At 71.4% G+C, this 16,633-nt stretch carries 14 protein-coding genes; 10 read left to right on the forward strand and 4 right to left on the reverse strand.

Annotated features, from left to right (window positions below; genetic code table 11):
- Positions 1-4 precede the first annotated feature (4 nt).
- The gene (locus tag VGO10_RS10855; protein WP_327468108.1) at positions 5-1,462 is read right to left on the reverse strand and encodes an MFS transporter; all 1,458 of its coding nucleotides are present in this window, start codon (positions 1,460-1,462) and stop codon (positions 5-7) included.
- Between VGO10_RS10855 and VGO10_RS10860 the strand changes: the two genes are divergently transcribed.
- Together VGO10_RS10860 and VGO10_RS10865 are read left to right on the forward strand one after the other, a co-directional pair.
- Positions 1,456-2,079 carry a TetR family transcriptional regulator gene (locus VGO10_RS10860; RefSeq protein WP_327468110.1) on the forward strand — a complete coding sequence of 208 codons (624 nt, stop codon included), beginning with the start codon at positions 1,456-1,458 and terminating at the stop codon, positions 2,077-2,079. The genes VGO10_RS10855 and VGO10_RS10860 overlap by 7 nt on opposite strands.
- Positions 2,080-2,264: 185 nt before the next feature.
- On the forward strand, positions 2,265-2,726 hold the full coding sequence (locus VGO10_RS10865) for a helix-turn-helix domain-containing protein (RefSeq protein WP_327468112.1): 462 nt from the start codon (positions 2,265-2,267) through the stop codon (positions 2,724-2,726).
- Positions 2,727-2,820: 94 nt separating this feature from the next.
- On the opposite strand, the gene VGO10_RS10870 is transcribed toward VGO10_RS10865, so the two are convergent.
- Positions 2,821-3,294 carry a hypothetical protein gene (locus VGO10_RS10870; protein ID WP_327468114.1) on the reverse strand — a complete coding sequence of 158 codons (474 nt, stop codon included), beginning with the start codon at positions 3,292-3,294 and terminating at the stop codon, positions 2,821-2,823.
- Between the two features lie 205 nt (positions 3,295-3,499).
- Here VGO10_RS10870 and VGO10_RS10875 point away from each other — a divergent pair, with 205 nt between their 5' ends.
- Positions 3,500-3,772 (forward strand): helix-turn-helix domain-containing protein, encoded by a 273-nt coding sequence (locus VGO10_RS10875; RefSeq protein ID WP_327468116.1) that lies wholly within the window; start codon positions 3,500-3,502, stop codon positions 3,770-3,772.
- Between the two features lie 14 nt (positions 3,773-3,786).
- Here the strand turns inward: VGO10_RS10875 and VGO10_RS10880 are convergent, their stop codons facing one another.
- On the reverse strand, positions 3,787-5,592 hold the full coding sequence (locus tag VGO10_RS10880; RefSeq protein ID WP_327468118.1) for a diguanylate cyclase: 1,806 nt from the start codon (positions 5,590-5,592) through the stop codon (positions 3,787-3,789).
- A 353-nt stretch (positions 5,593-5,945) separates the two neighbouring features.
- Between VGO10_RS10880 and VGO10_RS10885 the strand changes: the two genes are divergently transcribed.
- From VGO10_RS10885 to VGO10_RS10915, 7 genes are all read left to right on the forward strand, one after another.
- Positions 5,946-7,142, forward strand: coding sequence for a pyridoxal phosphate-dependent aminotransferase family protein (locus tag VGO10_RS10885; RefSeq protein WP_327468121.1), 1,197 nt, complete (start codon positions 5,946-5,948; stop codon positions 7,140-7,142).
- Entirely contained in the window at positions 7,139-10,156 is a 3,018-nt protein-coding gene (locus VGO10_RS10890; protein WP_327468122.1) for a putative bifunctional diguanylate cyclase/phosphodiesterase, read from the forward strand. The genes VGO10_RS10885 and VGO10_RS10890 overlap by 4 nt, the downstream gene beginning before the upstream one ends.
- Positions 10,146-11,480 carry an MFS transporter gene (locus tag VGO10_RS10895; protein WP_327468123.1) on the forward strand — a complete coding sequence of 445 codons (1,335 nt, stop codon included), beginning with the start codon at positions 10,146-10,148 and terminating at the stop codon, positions 11,478-11,480. Before VGO10_RS10890 ends, VGO10_RS10895 begins: the two co-directional genes overlap by 11 nt.
- A gap of 4 nt (positions 11,481-11,484) precedes the next feature.
- A complete protein-coding gene (locus tag VGO10_RS10900) occupies positions 11,485-11,835 on the forward strand; it encodes a VOC family protein (protein ID WP_327468124.1) in 351 nt (116 codons plus the stop codon).
- Positions 11,836-12,272: 437 nt separating this feature from the next.
- Positions 12,273-12,647, forward strand: a complete 375-nt coding sequence (locus tag VGO10_RS10905; protein ID WP_327468126.1) for a VOC family protein — start codon at positions 12,273-12,275, stop codon at positions 12,645-12,647.
- 82 nt (positions 12,648-12,729) lie between these two features.
- Positions 12,730-14,454 carry an adenine deaminase gene (gene ade / locus VGO10_RS10910; protein ID WP_327468128.1) on the forward strand — a complete coding sequence of 575 codons (1,725 nt, stop codon included), beginning with the start codon at positions 12,730-12,732 and terminating at the stop codon, positions 14,452-14,454.
- 9 nt (positions 14,455-14,463) lie between these two features.
- Positions 14,464-15,198, forward strand: a complete 735-nt coding sequence (locus VGO10_RS10915) for a lipoate--protein ligase family protein (protein ID WP_327468130.1) — start codon at positions 14,464-14,466, stop codon at positions 15,196-15,198.
- On the opposite strand, the gene VGO10_RS10920 is transcribed toward VGO10_RS10915, so the two are convergent.
- Positions 15,186-16,625 (reverse strand): HAMP domain-containing sensor histidine kinase, encoded by a 1,440-nt coding sequence (locus VGO10_RS10920; protein WP_327468131.1) that lies wholly within the window; start codon positions 16,623-16,625, stop codon positions 15,186-15,188. The two genes, VGO10_RS10915 and VGO10_RS10920, sit on opposite strands and share 13 nt — an antisense overlap.
- Positions 16,626-16,633 lie beyond the last annotated feature (8 nt).

A 16,633-nucleotide genomic window follows, 5' to 3' on the forward strand; every position in this document is an offset into this window, starting at 1 on the left:
TTTGCTAGCGCGCCGACTCGCCGACTAGTGCTACTTGCTCATTGCTGACGCGGAGCGCGCTCGACGGCCGCGGCACCGCGAGGCTGGCCAGCGCGCCGAGGAAGCACGCCGCGCCGGCGAGGATGAAGGCCATCTCGAAGCCGTGCTCGGTCGGCAGCGCGGTCCCGACGATGGTGCTGGCGATGACGCTGGCGCCGATCTGGCTGCCGACCGAACCGCCGAGCGAGCGCATCACGGTGTTCATACCGGTGGCGACGCCGGTCTGATCGGGGGGCACGGCCTCGACGATGAGGTTGGCCAGCGACGCGAAGGCGAGGCCGATGCCGATCCCGAGGATGCCGGAGGCGACGTAGATCTCCCATTTCTGGTCGTGGGCGATGGCGAGCAGGACGAAGGCCAGGCAGGTCGCGATCGAGCCGCCGATCAGCGGGACGCGTGAGCCGACCCGCGCTGACAGCCGCCCGGCGATCGGGCTGATCACGAGCATCATCATGGTCGAGGGCAACAGGAACAGCCCGGCCTGCGTGACGCTCGCGCCGAAGCCGTAGCCGGCCGAGGGGGCGGTCTCGGTGAACGCCGGCAGCAGCACGAACGAGCTGTACATCCCGGCGCCGACCAGGAACGCGGCGGCGTTGACGGTCCAGACGCCGCGGATGCGCATCATGGCCATGTCGACCAGCGGCTCGACGGCGCGCTGCTCGTTGGCGATCCACGCGCCGAGCAGGATCGCGGCGGCGACGAACAGCCCGAGCGTGCGCGGGTCGGTCCAGCCCCAGGATGAGCCTTCGCTGATGCCGACGAGCAGGGCGACCAACCACGCCGACAGCAACGCGGCGCCGCTCCAGTTGATCTTCCCAGGCGTCTTGATCGGCGACTCGGGCACGAACAGGACGGTCATGATCGTCGCGATCACGACGAGGATCAGCGGGATCCAGAAGAGCCAGTGGATCGAGAGCGCGTCGATGATCGGCCCGGCCAGGACGATGCCCAGGCCGCCGCCGATGCCGAGGATCGCCGAGATCAGCGCGATGCCGTGGGGGACGCGCTCACGCGGAAACTCGTCGCGGATGATCCCGAAGGCGAGCGGGAAGATCGCGCCACCGGCGCCCTGAATGACGCGGCCGGCGATCAACACGGTGATGGTGGTCGAGAGGGCGGCCAGCAGCGTGCCGAACGCGAGCACGACCAGCACGGCGACGAGCATGCGCTCCTTGCCGAACATGTCACCGAGGCGCCCGAGGATGGGCGTGAAGATCGAGGCGCTGAGCAGGTAGGCCGTCAGCACCCACGCGGCCGACGTCGTGCTGGTGTGGAACTCGCGCTGGATCTCGGGGATCGCCGGGGCGACGAGCGACTGGAGCACTGCGTAGGTGGCGCCCGCCAGCGCGAGGACGGCGAAGGTCAGGCCGTAATGCTGGCGGTGAGGAGCAGGGGAGGTGGTAGAGTCAGCAGTCGATGTCATCAGGTGCTGACAACCCTAGCAGCGCGCTCGCGACGCCAGAAACCGACGGCGCGCCGGGCGTATTGCGCCGTCGCAACGACGCGCAGGCCAGCCGCCGCGCGCTGCTGGAGGCCGCCGCCGCGCTCTTCGACGAGCGTGGCTACGAAGGCGCGACCGTCCGTGACATCGGCGAACGTGCCGGCGTCGATGCCGCGCTCATCGCGCGCTACTTCGGCGGCAAGGAAGGGCTCTACCTCGCGGCGCTGGAGGAGACCGAGCGGCCGCCGCTGCCGACCGACCCCTTCGCCGTCTTCGCCAAGTTCCTCGGCAAGTCCGACGAGAACGGCTCCAACAACCCGATCTGCCGGGCGATGGTCAGCCCGTCGTTGAGCCCGGCGCTGCGCGACCAGGTCGGCGCGCTGATGGCCCGCCGCGTCATCGGGCCGCTCGCGCAGCGGCTCGCCGACGACGGCGTGCAGCAGCCCCAGCTGCGCGCCGAGCTGCTGGTCGCCCTCGCGCTCGGCACCACGCTCACCCGCTCCAGCGGCACGTTGACGGCGCTTGCCGATGCCTCGCTCGACGAGGTCCACGCCGTGCTCGATCCGCTGGTCGGCGCGCTCGTCGATCGGACACGCTGATGGGTCTAGCAGCGATCGTGGCGCTCGGCACGTGGGTGGTCGCAGTGGTCGATCGGCTGGTCGGGCGCGGGCGCCGACGCTGACCGTCTGAGGCGCCCTAGCGCGCCTCGTCGTGCAACGGTCAGCAAAATAAACTGTGAAGCGCAAGTTGCACAGTTGTTACGGCGAAGCTACGGTTCCGCCGCATGTCGTCCACCAAGAAGCAGATGGAGAAGCGGCGCAAGACGCTTCGGCCGCACCCGGCGCGCTATCAAATCGTCGATGTGATGCGCAGCTACGGGCGGCCGATCAGTCCGACCCAACTGGCGCGGATCACCGGCGGATCGCTGGGTTCCACGGCCTATCACGTGCGGACGCTCGTCTCGGCCGGCATCGTCGAGCTGGCCGATGAGGGCCGCGTCCGGGGGGCGGTCGAGCACTTCTACGCGCTGGTCTCAGGCAACGAAGATGAGCTGCAGCTCGCCGATCCTGTCGGCCAGCTGCTGGGGCTCTGTGGCGCGCTGACCGTGCCGGCGCCCGACGGTGGCTACCCGCGCCAGACGGTCCTGGATGCGCGGGCGCGCAAGCAGTTGCAGCGCGTGATCGCCAAGCTCCGCCCGGAGGTCCGCGACATCGTCGCGGCCGCCACCGCGCGCAACGGCTCCTGACCCATGCAAGACCTCATCGCCGCGGGCGGCGGACCGGCCGAATGCGAGTCGCTTGCCAGCTGGGAGGCGCGCGCCGAGCACACGATTGGCGTGCTTATCCGGCGCTTTTTGGCGCAGAACCCTCCTCCGGCGCCGAGTCGGGTCGCCCAGGACCTGCAGACTTGGTCGCACGCCCTCGCAGTCGACGGCCGAGCTCGCCTCCAGGAGCTGGGGGAGGATCACCTCCATCTCGCGGAGCCGGAGGAGGAGGCGTAAGACCGTCGCGGCGCACGAGCGCCGCGACGGTGTGCTCGAGCGCTTCCACGCGCTCGACGAGCGCCGGATCCTCGTCCTCGCGGCTGACGGCGCGGCCGAGATCCTCAACGGTGAACCAGGCGTAGGGCAGGGCGCAGGCGGCGGCGATGACGCGCAGGTGCTTCTCGTCGGCGCGGCCGCGGGGCGTGCCGAGGCCCTTCAGCGTCGACTCGCCGATCTTCGTGGCCTCGGCCAGCTGCGCCCACGTGCTGATGTGATCAGCCAGCGTCTTTGCGGCAATGATGCGCCGCCGGATCTCGTCCTGTTCGAGCACGGTCCGCAGACCGTACGGGGACAGAATCGGACAGGACTTGACAGCAAAGACCGTCCAGGTTAGTTTCTAGCCATTCCGAGCAAAAACCAGCCGAATGGGTTATTTACTCCGGAGGCGACCGTCCGCGCCGCTCGTCGACCAAGATGCGACGCTGACCTCCTTGCGACGTGGGATGTACTGCGTCGCAGAGCAGTCTCCAATGGCGATGGATGAGCGCGTTTCCGTGGAAGTCCTGCACGCGGTCGCGCATCCGCTTCGTCTCGGGGCCCTCGTGGCGCTCGAAGAGCGCCAGCGGACTACGGAAGAGCTGGCGGCGGTCCTTCGCGTGTCGTCCCAGGAGCTCGCCGACCACTTGGCGGAGCTCGCGGCGGCCGGGCTGATCGGCGCCGGCGAGGGCGAAGGGCGCCTTCGCCCTCTGGCGCGGGGTTGGGCCGACGTGGCCGCGCGGCTGCGCCGTCTGCAGGGCGGGACGCGGTGATGAGCTGTGCTGCGTTACCCGACGACGACGCGGTCGCGTCCGTCGGCCTTGGCCTGGTAGAGCGCCTGGTCGGCGGCGTCGATCAGCGTCCGTGGCGGCGTCGTGCCGTCGGAGGTCGCGACGCCGGCCGAGAACGTCACGCCGTCGGGCAGCATGCCGCGCAGGCGGTTGATGAGGATCGCGGCTCCCTGGCCGTCGCAGCCGGGCAGCAGCAGCGCGAACTCCTCGCCGCCCCAGCGCGCGAGCACATCGGTGGCGCGCAGCGTCGCTTGCCACGCCGCCGCGGCCGCGCGCAGCAGCCGGTCGCCGGCAAGGTGGCCGTGCTTGTCGTTGTAGCGCTTGAAGAAGTCGAGGTCGAGCATGGCGACCGACAGGGGCTTGTCATGGCGCTCGGCGACGGCCAACTCGTGGACCAGCAGCTCGTCCCAAGCGCGACGGTTGGGTAGGCCGGTCAGCTCGTCGGTGCGCGTCAGCTCGTCGAGGCGGCCCAGCAGGTCGGCGCGCTGCATGGCGAGCGCCGCCTCACCGGCCAGCACGCCGATCAGCAGGATCTCGCCCTCGGCGATCTCCGTCCGCGCCTGCGGCCAGGAGATCGCCAGCGCGCCGCGCACGCCCTGGGCATCGGAGATCGGATGAAAGAGGACCGATGCGGCGCCGAGCAGCTCGATGATCCGGCGGTCGCAGTGCGGGCTGGTGCGTGCATCGGCCACAAAGAGCGGCTGACCGGTCGCCATCACGACGTGCGCGCCGTGGTCGGACTGGTCGAGGCCGACGCGGTAGGGCGCGGTCGTCTCCGGGCGCGTGGCCGTCGTGGCGAGCCCGCCGTCGAGACCGATCTCCCAGAGGCTGACCGCGTGGGCGCCTTCGGCAAGGGCGAGCGCGGTTCGGCAGATCGTCGGCCGCGCGTCGAGCGGGTCGCAGTGCCCGATCTCGCGGATGACGTCGGTGATCGTGGCGAGCTGCTCGGCGTGCTGGCGCTGACGGTCCTCGTGCGCACGCAGCTCGGTGATGTCGCGGACGGTGTTCAGGAAGCAGCGGCTGCCATCACCGAGGTCGGTGGCGATGGCGGAGATCATCGCCGGGAAGCGTTTGCCGTCGGCGCGCACCAGCTCGATGTCGAACGAGCCACCGCCGGCGCCGACGATCTTACGCAGCAACGCGGTGTTGGCCTCGTGTGACTCGGTGGGCCAGAACGGGAACGGCGCGCGCGCACCGAGCAGGTCGGCCTCGGGGAAGCCCGTGATCGCGCAGAGCGCGGGGTTGACCTGGATGATCTCGCCGTCGCGCGTGAGGGCGAAGCCCTCCGACATCGCGGCGAGGATCGCCGCGGAGCGGTCGCGCTCGGCGCGGAGGTGCTCGACCAGCGCGATCACCGCGAAGCCCACGGCGGCGGAGGTGACGAGCATCAGCGTGCCGCCGCGCCAGCCGCTGGAGGGGTACTGGGGCGGGCCCGTGATGAGCATCGGCAGGAAGTAGACGCCCGCGATGCCGACGAGCACGGCCAACAGTTCGGTGCGCCGGCGCTCTAGCGCGGCCCACATGACGGGGAGGAAGATCAGCGGCCCGAAGCCGGCGTTGGCGCCGACGCCGTTGCGCAGCAGCGCGATCGCGGCCAGCAGCGCGAACATGCTCGCCAGCGTGGTGCCCCGGCGCTCGCGGCCGTTGGCGGCGGCGGCGAGGCCGAGCCCCGCGCCGGCCAGCAGCAACAGGGCGAGGGCGACCTCGCCCCACTGCACGCGCGCCTCGCCCGGCAGCAGCACGAGGACGACCACCATGCAGAGGGCGAAGGGCGGCAGGAGCCTGCGGGCTGAAGATGGCAAGGGGAGCGGGATCTCTCTGGAGGTATGCGTCCGGACCCTGACCGAACGGCTAAACCACCTGATCGGCCCCTCGGGCCTCGCTCTGGAGTGCAAATGCGCCCGGTTTTCCGGCCACCCCCTGAACGGGTGGTCCGGTCTCCAGGATTGGCGCACCGATTCTGCAGAAAGTCGTCCAGGGTTCCTGAGAAACCTCAAAGTGGCCGCTCGCGTTCCGATCAGAGCGGGGGACCATGCGTCCTACGCCGACATCCCCTGCTGTCTCGTCCGTTCCCGGCCCCGTCTCACGTCGGCCCTGGCTGGATCACTGGCTCGAGAGTTGTCGCGACCTCGCCGAGCTGAAGGCCTCGCACCCGATGGTCGATGCGGTCATCGACGAGATCGACGGTCGGATGATCCGTGTAGGGGAGCAGTGGCTGGCCGACTTCGCGTCCTGCAACTACCTGGGCTTCGACCTGGATCGCGAGATCATCGACGCGATTCCGGCCTACCTCGACGCGTGGGGCACGCACCCGAGCTGGTCGCGTTTGCTCGGCAGCCCGGTCCTCTACGAGCAGATCGAGGAGCGCCTCACCGCGCTGATCGGCTCCGAGGACTCGCTGGTCCTGCCGACGATCACCCACATCCACCTGTCGGTGATCCCGCTGCTGGCCGCCTCGGGGACGATCTTCCTCGACGCGCGCGCCCACAAGACGATCTACGACGGCTGCCAGGCCGCCCGCGCCCGTGGTGCCGCGGTCCGGCGCTTCCGCTTCGAGGACCCCGATCACCTCGACGAGCTGCTCGCCGCCGAGCGCGATCCCACGCGCCTGGTCTGCATGGACGGCGTGAACTCGATGACCGGCAACCCGCCGGATCTCCCGGCGTTCGCCGCGGTCTGTCGCAAGCACGGTGCGCTGCTCTACGTCGACGACGCCCACGGCTTCGGCGTCATCGGCGAGCGCGGCGAGGGCATCACCAACCCCTATGGGTCGCGTGGCAACAGCATCGTCCGCCACTTCGACGAGTCCTACGACAACCTGATCCTCGTCGGCGGCTTCTCCAAGTCCTACAGCTCGCTGCTGGCGTTCATCGCCTGTCCGACCGCCGTCAAGGACCTGTTGAAGGTCGCGGCCCCGCCGTACCTCTACTCGGGTCCGTCGCCGGTCGCCTCGCTGGCCACGGTGCTCGCCGGGCTCGAGGTCAACGACAAGCGCGGCGATGCGCTGCGCGACGAGCTGGAGCGGCTGACGCGCCGCACGCTTGACGGGCTGGAGCGCCTGGACATCTTCACGCCCAACCGCTCGGGCCTGCCGATCATCGAGATCCCGCTGCGCGACCACGGCCAGATCGACTCGGTCGGTCGCTTCCTCTTCGAGCGCGGCGTCTACGTGACGCTTGCCGCCTACCCGCTGGTTCCCAAGGACGAGGTCGGCTTCCGCGTGCAGCTGACCGCCGCCAACACCGACGCCGAGGTCGACATGCTGCTCGTCGCGCTCCAGGAGCTCGCCGCGCGCGGCGTCCTACGGCCGACCGGCGAACTCCCCGCCGGCCCGATCAGGAGCGCCGCATGAGCATCGAGCTGGTCCGTCGTCGCGCCTGGATGGTCTACCTGGCCCTCGGCGTCCTGGCGACCGTGCTGTACCTGACGACGGCGCCGTTGAAGGGCAACACGTTCGTGATGTTCGGCCTGGGGCTCTCGCCGGTCATCGCGATCCCGTGCGCGATCCGGCTCCACCAGCCCGAGGCCAAGGCTCCGTGGTACTGGTTTGCGGGCGGCTTCCTGCTCTTCTGGCTGGGCGATCTGTACACCTACAGCTACCCCAAGCTGACCCACCACGACACGCCGTTCCCGTCGCTGGGCGACGGCTCTTACGTCGCGGTCTACCCGGCGTTGATGGTCGGACTGCTGCTCGTCGTGCGGCGCCGCGCGGCACGCTCGACCGATCGGGGCGCCATCGACGCCGCGATCCTCACCATCGGCCTCGCCGTCCCGTCGTGGATCGCGCTGATCGCGCCCTACCTGCACGACCACTCGCTGGGCACGGCGGCCAAGCTCGTCTCGGTCGCCTATCCGTTGGGCGACGTCCTGCTGCTGGCAGCGGCCCTGCGCCTGGCGCTGGACGGCGGCAAGCGCGGGACGTCGTTTCACCTGCTGTCCTCGGCCATCGTCCTGCTGCTGGTCACGGACTTCGCCTATGGGTTGATGACGCTGCACGGGACCTACAACGGCCAGCTCTGGCTCGACGCCGGCTGGGTCGGCTTCTACGTGCTGTGGGGCGCCGCGGCGTTGCACCCGTCGATGAGGATCCTCGACCACGGGCGCCCGGCGCGCTCGGCGCTGACCCCCATTCGCCTCACGCTGCTGGCCGTCGCGTCGCTGATCGCCCCGACGGTCGAGCTGACCCACGACATCCAGCGCAGCGACACCGACATGGCGGTCGTCACCGGCGCGGCGATCATCCTCTTCGGGCTGGTCGTGGCTCGCATGGCCGGCCTGATGCGCAACCAGGAGCGCTCGATCGAGCGCGAGCGCGCGCTCAGCCGGGCGGGCGCCGCGCTCGTCGCGGCGGGGACGCGCGAAGAGCTCGACGTCGTCGCGATCACCGCCGCCCGCGAGTTGGCTGGCGGCGACGTCGAGGTAGAGCTTCGCGACGCTGCGATGTTCACCGCAATGGACCGCGTCGCCGCGACCGGCCACACGCGGATGGTCGTCGACCTCGACCCCCGTGAGGGTGACGCGTCGGTCCTGCTGCTCTGTGGCCCGACGGTCGCCGAGCGCGCCGTGCGCGAGGTGCTCGGCGCGCTGGGCACGCAGGTTGTGCTCGCCTTCGAGCGCGCCGCGCTGACCGAGGATCTCGCGCGCCGCAAGGGCGAAGCGCGCTTCGCCTCGCTGGTCAAGCACTCCTCCGACCTCATCACCGTGCTGGCGCCGGACGCGACCATCGCCTACCAGAGCCCCGCCATCGAGCGCGTGCTCGGCTGGACGCCCGAGGACGTCGTCGGCCGCCGCATCGACGCGCTGATGGAGCAGGGCGAGGGCAGCCGTCTGCTGCGCCTGATCGCCGACGGCGTCGACGCGCCGGTCGCGTCGCAGACGCTCGAGTGCACGCTGGCCCACAAGGACGGGACCACGCGGCAGTTCGAGGTCTTGTTCACCAACTTGACCCGTGACGAGCATGTTGGTGGCATCGTCCTGAACTCGCGCGATGTCAGCGAGCGCAAGGCCTTCGAGCGCCAGCTCGCCCATCAGGCGTTCCACGACCCGGTCACCGGCCTGCCCAACCGCGCGCTGTTCGTCGAGCGCGTGCGTCACGCGATCGCGCGCAGCCGCCGCGAGGCGCGGGGCATCGGGATCATCTTCATCGACCTCGACGACTTCAAGATCATCAACGACTCGCTCGGCCACGCCGCGGGCGACGACGTGCTCTGCCAGATGGCGCAGCGCCTGGCGCTGTCGATCCGCGCCAGCGACACCGCCGCGCGCTTCGGCGGCGACGAGTTCGCGGTGTTGTTGGAGGACATCGAGGGCGTGCAGGAGGCGGCCGACACCGCCGAGCGCATCATGGAGGCCGTCAGCGCGCCGCTGGCCGCCGCCCACAAGGAGCTCGCGCTGCGCTGCAGCCTGGGTATCGCGATCGCGCCGGAGGACGGCGCGGCTGACGCCGACGAGCTGATCCGCGACGCTGACGCCGCGATGTACATCGCCAAGCGCGACGGCAAGGGCGGCTACCGCCTCTTCGAGCCCGAGATGCACGAGGGCGTGCTGCAGCGCCTGGAGCTGCGCACCGACCTGCAGCGCGCGCTGGCCACCGATCAGCTCGAGCTCTTCTACCAGCCGGTCATCCGCCTCGAGGACGGGACGATCAGCGGCGTCGAGGCGCTGCTGCGCTGGAACCACCCCGAGCGCGGCATGGTCGGCCCCGACCAGTTCATCCCGCTGGCCGAGGAGTCCGGCCTGATCGTGCCGATCGGCCGCTGGGTGCTGCGCGAGGGTTGCCGCGAAGGCCGCCGGCTCATGGAGAGCCTGCCGACCGACCGGCCCGTCTCGCTGGCGATCAACCTGTCGCTCAAGCAGCTACAGCACTCTGACATCGTCACCGACGTGCGTGAGGCGCTGGAAGAGTCCGGCCTACCGCCGTCACAGCTGACGCTGGAGATCACCGAGAGCGTCTTGATGGCCGACACCGACCTTGCCGTCCAGCGGCTGGCCGAACTCAAGGCGCTGGGCATCAAGCTCGCGCTCGACGACTTCGGCACCGGGTACTCATCGCTGAGCTACCTCTCGAAGTTCCCGGTCGACGTGTTGAAGATGGACCGCTCGTTCTTGCAGGAGGGCGCGTCGCCGCAGGCGGCCGACCTGGCCAACGCGGTTGTCGCGCTGGGCTCGACGTTGTCGCTGGAGGTCGTCGCCGAAGGCATCGAGATGCCCGAGCAGTGGAAGACGCTGCGCGACCTCGGCTGCGAGCTCGGTCAGGGCTTTTACTTCGCCCACCCGATGAACGCGGAGGCCGCGCGGGCGTTCCTCGCCGAGGGTCGTGCCGGGGAGCTCCTCACCGGCCTGCCCGTCGGCGACGATGCACCATAGTTACGAGAGCCTGGACGGCTTTGGTGCAAATCCGTCCGGCGGTCGCTCTGGCGTCCTGACGCCGCTGCGCGACCGCGACTTTCGGCTGTTGTGGATCGGCGCGACCGCGTCGCTGTTGGGCGATGGGGCGTTCTTGGTGGCCTTGGCCTGGCAGGTGTACGCCATGTCGGGCGGACCGACCGGGATGTCACTGGTGGGTATCGCGATGACGGTCCCGACGATCACGTTCCTGCTGATCGGTGGCGTGGCCAGCGACCGCTTCGAGCGGCGCTGGCTGCTGGTCGGCGCCGACCTGCTGCGGGCGGTGGCGCTCGCGTTGCTGGCCGGGCTGACGATCGGCGGGCAGCTCGAGCTCTGGCATGTTGTCGTTCTTGCTGCGCTGTACGGGACCGGCGCGGCGTTTCACGCGCCGGCCTTCGACGCGCTCGTGCCCGAGATCCTCGATGGCGAGCGGCTGACGCAGGCCAACGCGTTGGACCAACTGATGCGGCCGCTGGCGCTGCGGCTGGCCGGCCCGGCGCTGGGCGGCGTGCTCGTCGGTGTCGCTGGTGCCGGCGGGGTGTTCGTGCTGGACTGCGCGACGTTTCTGATGGCCGCCGGGACGGTGCTGCTGATGTCTCCCGCGCGCGAGAGACACGCGGTGGCCGAGGGTGGCTCGATGGTGGCCGATCTCAAAGACGGGTGGCGCTTCGTGCGTGGCCACTCCTGGCTCTGGGCGACCTTCGTCAGCGCCGCGATCGCCTACCTGCTGTTCATGGGCCCGGTCGAGGTGCTCTTGCCGTGGGTGGTCAAGGAGGGGATGCAGGGCTCGGCGTTCGACCTCGGCCTCGTCTTCGCCGCCGGCGGGCTGGCCTCGATGCTGTGCGCGGTGCTGCTCGGCCGCTTCGGCCTGCCGCGCCGGGGCATCACCTTCATGATGATCGCCTGGACGCTGGCGACCCTTGCGGTCGCCGGCTACGGCGCGGCGTCGGCGATCTGGCAGCTGATGCTCGCCAGCGCGGTCTTCAACGCCTTGGAGACCGCCGGGACGATCGTCTGGGCGACGACCAAACAGCGCCACGTGCCCAGCGCGCTGCTCGGTCGCGTCTCCTCGCTGGACTGGCTGATCTCGGTCGGCCTGCTCCCGCTCTCCTTCGCGCTGACCGGTCCGGTCAGCGTGGCGATCGGCGCCCGCGCGACGCTGGTCGGCGCCGGCCTGCTCGGCGCGATCGTGACGCTCGCCGCGCTCTACGTTCCAGGCATGCGCGTGCTCGACGAGCGCGCGGTGCGCGCCGACGAGCGCCGGCGTGCCGTGGACGAGCGGCTGCGCGCGGCGACATACTGAGCCCATGCCCGTCAAGCGCATCGTGTGCGACCTCCACGCGTCGGAGCCGGGGGCGGGTCGGGCGTTCTATGAGGACGTGATCGGTCTGGAGCTCGTGATGGATCAGGGGTGGATCGTCACCTACGCGGCCCCGGGCAATCCGGCGGCACAGCTGAGCGTGATGGCCGACGACGCGACCGCGCCTGTCGCTCCGGACGTCTCGCTTGAAGTTGATGATGTCGATGGGGTGCATGCGGCGGCGCTGGCGGCGGGGCATGAGATCGTGCATCCGCTGACGGATGAGCCGTGGGGCGTGCGGCGGTTCTTCGTGCGAGATCCGCATGGGAAGGTCATCAACATCTTGGGGCACCGCTAGCTTTCGCGCGGGCGTTCGTGGCGTTCAGCGCGCGGCGGGCGGGCGGTGTGGCGCGTGGTTCGGGGCGGCGAGGAGAGCGAGCGGGAGTGGTGGCTCGGGGCGGGATCCATCGTCCGCGCCGGCCGGGGCGGAGGCCTGACTCGCCTCGCTCCGCGGGTGGGCCCGTTTGCGGACACCATGCGTCCGCAAACGGGCCCACCTCTGTCTGCCCGGGCGTTCGCGGTGGCGTGGGCCTCCTGAGCGCGATCACGTCACGCTCAACAGGCCCACCCTCCCTGGCGCGGGTGGACGACGAGCCAACCCACTGAAACGTCCACTCCGCTCGCTCTCTTCGCCGCCGGCAGACCACGCGGCGCACCAGACCAACGCCTGAGCGGAACACCAACCACGTACGCACCCGACCGATGAGTCCGGGCGCCCCGTACCGTCTCAAGGTCATGTTCAAGAACACGAAGGCCTTCAGCGGGTTTGCTGTGCCGGATGTCGAGGCGGCACAGAAGTTCTACGGCGACACCCTCGGCATCGAGACATCGGTGGAGCATGGGCTGTTGACGCTGCACCTCGACGGCGGCGCGCGGCCGACGCTCGCCTACCCCAAGCCCGACCATGTGCCGGCGGGCTACACGATCCTCAACTTCCCGGTCGACGACATCGATGCCGCGGTCGACGCGCTCACCGAGCGCGGGGTCGAGATCCTGCGCTATGACGGCATGACCCAGGACGAGCGCGGCGTCATGCGCGAGGGCGGCCCGTACATCGCGTGGTTCGCCGACCCGGCGGGCAACGTCCTGTCGGTGCTGCAGGAGCGCTGAGGGCCTTCGCGACAACCGCCTGTTGTGGCGCAGGCGCTCAGTGGCGAACGGTGCGGGGGCGCAGTTCGCGACACTGTCGCCCATGGTCGACCACCTCGCCCGCGCAGTGCGCGTCGCCCGCGGGCTGGAGCCGGCGGATCTCCTCATCCGTGGGGCGCGGCTCGTCGACGTGCTGACCCAGCAGCTGAGGCCGGCCGATGTGGCGATCGTCGGCGACCGGATCGTGGCGGTGGGCGAGAGCGTGAGCCTCGCGCGCGCGCGGGAAACGATCGAGGCCGCCGGCCGCTACGTCGCTCCCGGCTTCATCGACGCGCACGTCCACATCGAGAGCTCGATGGTCGCGCCCGGGCGGTTCGCCGACGCGGTCCTGCCCCACGGCACGACGACGGTCGTGAGCGATCCCCACGAGATCGCCAATGTGCTCGGCGTCGAGGGCGTGCGCTGGATGCTCGCTGCGAGCGAGGGCCTCGATCTCTCGGTCTTGATGATGGCCCCGGCCTGCGTGCCGGCCTCGCCGCTGGAGACCGCCGGCGCGCGGCTGGCGGCGAGCGACCTGATGACCTTGGTCGCGCATCCACGCGTGCTGGGCCTGGCCGAGATGATGAACTACCCGGGCGTGCTCGCCGGCGACCCGGTCGAGCTGGCCAAGTTGGTGGCCTTCTCCGGGCGCCCGATCGACGGGCACGCGCCGGGCGTGCTCGGCGACGACCTGCAGGCCTACCTCGCCGCGGGCGTCGTCTCCGACCACGAGTGCCTGACCGCCGGCGAAGCCCGCGAGAAGGTCGCGGGCGGCATGATGGTGTTCTTGCGCGAGGCGACCAACGCGCGCAACCTGCTGGACGTCTTGCCCGCGGTCACGCGCGAGAACGCCCGCCGTTTTGCGTTCTGCACCGACGACCGCGTTCCCGGCGAGCTGCTCGACGACGGCTCGATCGACGCGCTGGTGCGGATGGCGATCGGCGCCGGGCTCGACCCGCTGCTCGCCATCACGCTCGCGACGCTCAACCCCGCCGAGCACTACGGGCTGCGCGACCGCGGGGCGATTGCGCCCGGGCGCCGCGCCGACCTGGTGCTCTTTGAGGATCTCGCCGACGTGCGGCCCTCGCTGGTGATCGCCGGCGGGCGGGTGGTGGCGCGCGACGGCGAGCGTGTCGGCGGCGGCGCCGTAGCGCCCGGCGGGCTGCGGCCGACGATGGACGTCGCCTGGCGCGACAGCCTCCAGCTGCGCCGCGACGGCGATCGCGTCCGCGCGATCGGGCTGATCGCCGACCAGCTGATCACGACCTCGGAGACCGTCGCGCTGAAACCCGCCCCCACCGCCCCCGGCGTCGCCGGCCCCGAGCCCGACGCCGATCTGCTGCGCCTCAGCGTCATCGAGCGCCATCGCCACACCGGCAACGTCGGCCAGGGCTTCGTGACCGGCTTCGGCCTGCGCGCGGGCGCGCTGGCCTCGAGCGTCGCCCACGACTCCCACAACATCGTGGTCGCCGCAGCCGACGACGGCGACGCGCTGATCGCCGCGCGCGCCTCTGCCGACCTCGGCGGAGGGCTCGTCGTCGCGGCCGGCGGCGAGGTGCGGGCGACCGTTGCGCTGCCGCTGGCCGGGCTGCTGGCCGACCGGCCGCCGCGCGAGGTTGCCGACGACCTCGCGCGCGCCGAGGCGGTCGCCGCCGAGCTCGGGTGCCACCTCGGCGCGCCGTTCATGGCGCTGAGCTTCCTCGCGCTGCCGGTGATCCCGTCGCTGAAGCTGACCGACCACGGGCTGGTCGACGTCGACGCCTTCGCGCTGACCGATGTCTTCGTGTAGGCCTTGACGATGGAGCTGCTGCGCGAGCGCCATCCCGACGATCCCGTGCTCGACGCGGCGATCACGCACGCGCTGCTGCGCCAGGTCGGCGCGGGCATGCGGCCTCCAACGGCGCGGATCTTCCGGCCGGGCCCGACGCTGGCCTTCGGTCGCCTCGACGCGTTGAGCGACGGTTACGCGGAGGCGCGCGCGGCAGCCGTCGCGCACGGCTTCACGCCGCTGCTGCGCCTCGGCGGCGGGCACGCGGCCGGCTACGACCCGGGCTCGGTCCTTCTCGAGCTGATCGTGCCGGTGGGGACGATCGCCGAAGGCATCCCCGAGCGCTTTGCGACGGTGACCGCGCTGCTCGTCGAGGCGCTGGCTGGGCTTGGCATCGCCGCGCGCGCCGGTGAGCTGCCGGGCGAGTACTGCGCCGGGGAGTGGTCGGTCCACGCCGCGGGGATCAAGCTGGCGGGGACCGCGCAACGCTCGATCAAGGGCGCGTCGCTGGTGACCGCGATGGTGATCGTCGAGGGCGGAGCGGAGCTGCGCGCGGCGCTGGTCGACATCTATGCAGCGTTGGAGATCGCCTGGCGTCCGGCCACCGCGGGTGGCGCCGCCGACATCGTGCGCGCCCTCACGGCGGCTGATGTCGAGCGGGCGCTCGTCGCCACGCTGGCGGCCCACGAGCGGCTGACCGCAGGAGCGCTGGACCCCGACACGCTGGCCCTCGCCGCATCGCTGTGCGGGGCTCACGAACGCTGAGCAGTCATGCGCGGCTCGGGCGCCAACGGCGAGACGCAGGCCGGCAGCGTCAGCGTGAAGCGCGCGCCGGGCGCGGCATCGGTCACCGCCACGTCCCCGCCGAGCTGCCGCGCCAGCCCGCGCGCGATCGGCAGGCCCAGGCCGAAGCCCGCCGCCCCGCGCGCCGTCGCCCGCTCGAAGCGCCCGAAGATCCGCTCGCGGTCGGCCTCGGGGACGCCGCCGCCGGTGTCGCGAATGGCGACCGCGGCGGTCTCGCCGTCGGTGGTCACCGTGACGCTCAGCTCGGTGTCGGGCGGCGCGCCGTGGCGCAGCGCGTTGTCCAGCAGCGCGCGGATGATGCGCGCGACGGCCAGCGGATCGCCCAGCGCCCAGGCGGCGCCGTAGGAATGCAGGCGCACGACGACGCCGGCCGCCCGGGCCAGCGGCTCGACCTCGCCCGCCAGCGTCCCGGCCAGCTCGGCGAGATCGATCGGCTCGGCGACCAGCGGGATCGCCGCGTCCAGCCGTCCGAGGCCGAGCAGGTCGTCGGCCAGCGCCGACAGCCGCTGGGCTTGCCGTGAAACCGCGGCGGCGCGGACACGCGCATGCTCGACGTCGGGCTGGGCGCCGGCGAGCTCCTCCTCCAGCAGCTCGGCCGTCCCGCGCAGCGACGCGACCGGGGTGCGCAGCTCGTGCGAGGCCGTCGACAGGAACGCCTGGCGCCCACGCTCTTGGGCCTGCAGCCGCGCGCGCATCAGCTCCAAGGCACCGGCCAGCTCACCGACCTCGTCGCGGCCGGCCGCGTGCACATCCAACGGCTCCTCGATCCCCTCGTCGGCGAGCCGCCGCGCCGCGCGCCGCAAGCCCTCCAGCCGCCGCAGCAGCCCGAAGCCGAGCACCGAGCCGAGGATCACCGCGACGGCCAGCCCGACGCCGCCGGCCACCGGCAACGCGCTGCGGACCACCGACGCCGCGGCGCGTGAGTCGTCCAGCGACTTGCGCAGCACGAGCGTGCGGACGCCGGCGCGGGTGTGGGCGCGGACGACTACGATGGCCTCGCCATCGCTGACGCTCTGGCGCACATCGCCGGCGCGCGCGAAGCCCGCATCGACAAAGCGCTCCGGCGTCTGGGAACGCGGCTCGATGCGCTCGGGGTCGGTGTCTGCGACCTCGGCGCCGTGCACGTCGAAGAGCGCGACGCGGCCGCCGACGCGCCGGGCGATGCGGTGAACCAGCCGCCGCGAGCCGCGCGCGCCGGGGCGCAGGTCGCTCGCCGGCATCCGCCCGAGCGCGAGCTCGGAGGTCCGCGCCAGCTCGCGCATGTCGCGCACGCGATCCTGATCGAGGCGGTGCTCCAGCGGCGGCACCAAGGTGCCGACTGCGGCGATCAGCGTCACCACGCTGGTCGCGACGAGCGCCAGGGCCAGCTTGACGCGCAACCCCGGCACCCCGGCGC

The organism is Baekduia sp. (assembly GCF_035996765.1).
In the GTDB taxonomy this organism is placed as follows: Bacteria; Actinomycetota; Thermoleophilia; order Solirubrobacterales; family Solirubrobacteraceae; genus Baekduia.

Coding starts and splice junctions, on each gene's coding strand:
- VGO10_RS10905 (WP_327468126.1), top strand. CDS start 12,273: ATGTTCAAGAACACGAAGGCCTTCAGCGGGTTTGCTGTGCCGGATGTC.
- VGO10_RS10885 (WP_327468121.1), top strand. CDS start 5,946: ATGGTCGATGCGGTCATCGACGAGATCGACGGTCGGATGATCCGTGTA.
- VGO10_RS10895 (WP_327468123.1), top strand. CDS start 10,146: ATGCACCATAGTTACGAGAGCCTGGACGGCTTTGGTGCAAATCCGTCC.
- VGO10_RS10855 (WP_327468108.1), bottom strand. CDS start 1,462: ATGACATCGACTGCTGACTCTACCACCTCCCCTGCTCCTCACCGCCAG.
- VGO10_RS10900 (WP_327468124.1), top strand. CDS start 11,485: ATGCCCGTCAAGCGCATCGTGTGCGACCTCCACGCGTCGGAGCCGGGG.
- VGO10_RS10875 (WP_327468116.1), top strand. CDS start 3,500: ATGGATGAGCGCGTTTCCGTGGAAGTCCTGCACGCGGTCGCGCATCCG.
- ade (WP_327468128.1), top strand. CDS start 12,730: ATGGTCGACCACCTCGCCCGCGCAGTGCGCGTCGCCCGCGGGCTGGAG.
- VGO10_RS10890 (WP_327468122.1), top strand. CDS start 7,139: ATGAGCATCGAGCTGGTCCGTCGTCGCGCCTGGATGGTCTACCTGGCC.
- VGO10_RS10865 (WP_327468112.1), top strand. CDS start 2,265: ATGTCGTCCACCAAGAAGCAGATGGAGAAGCGGCGCAAGACGCTTCGG.
- VGO10_RS10915 (WP_327468130.1), top strand. CDS start 14,464: ATGGAGCTGCTGCGCGAGCGCCATCCCGACGATCCCGTGCTCGACGCG.
- VGO10_RS10860 (WP_327468110.1), top strand. CDS start 1,456: ATGTCATCAGGTGCTGACAACCCTAGCAGCGCGCTCGCGACGCCAGAA.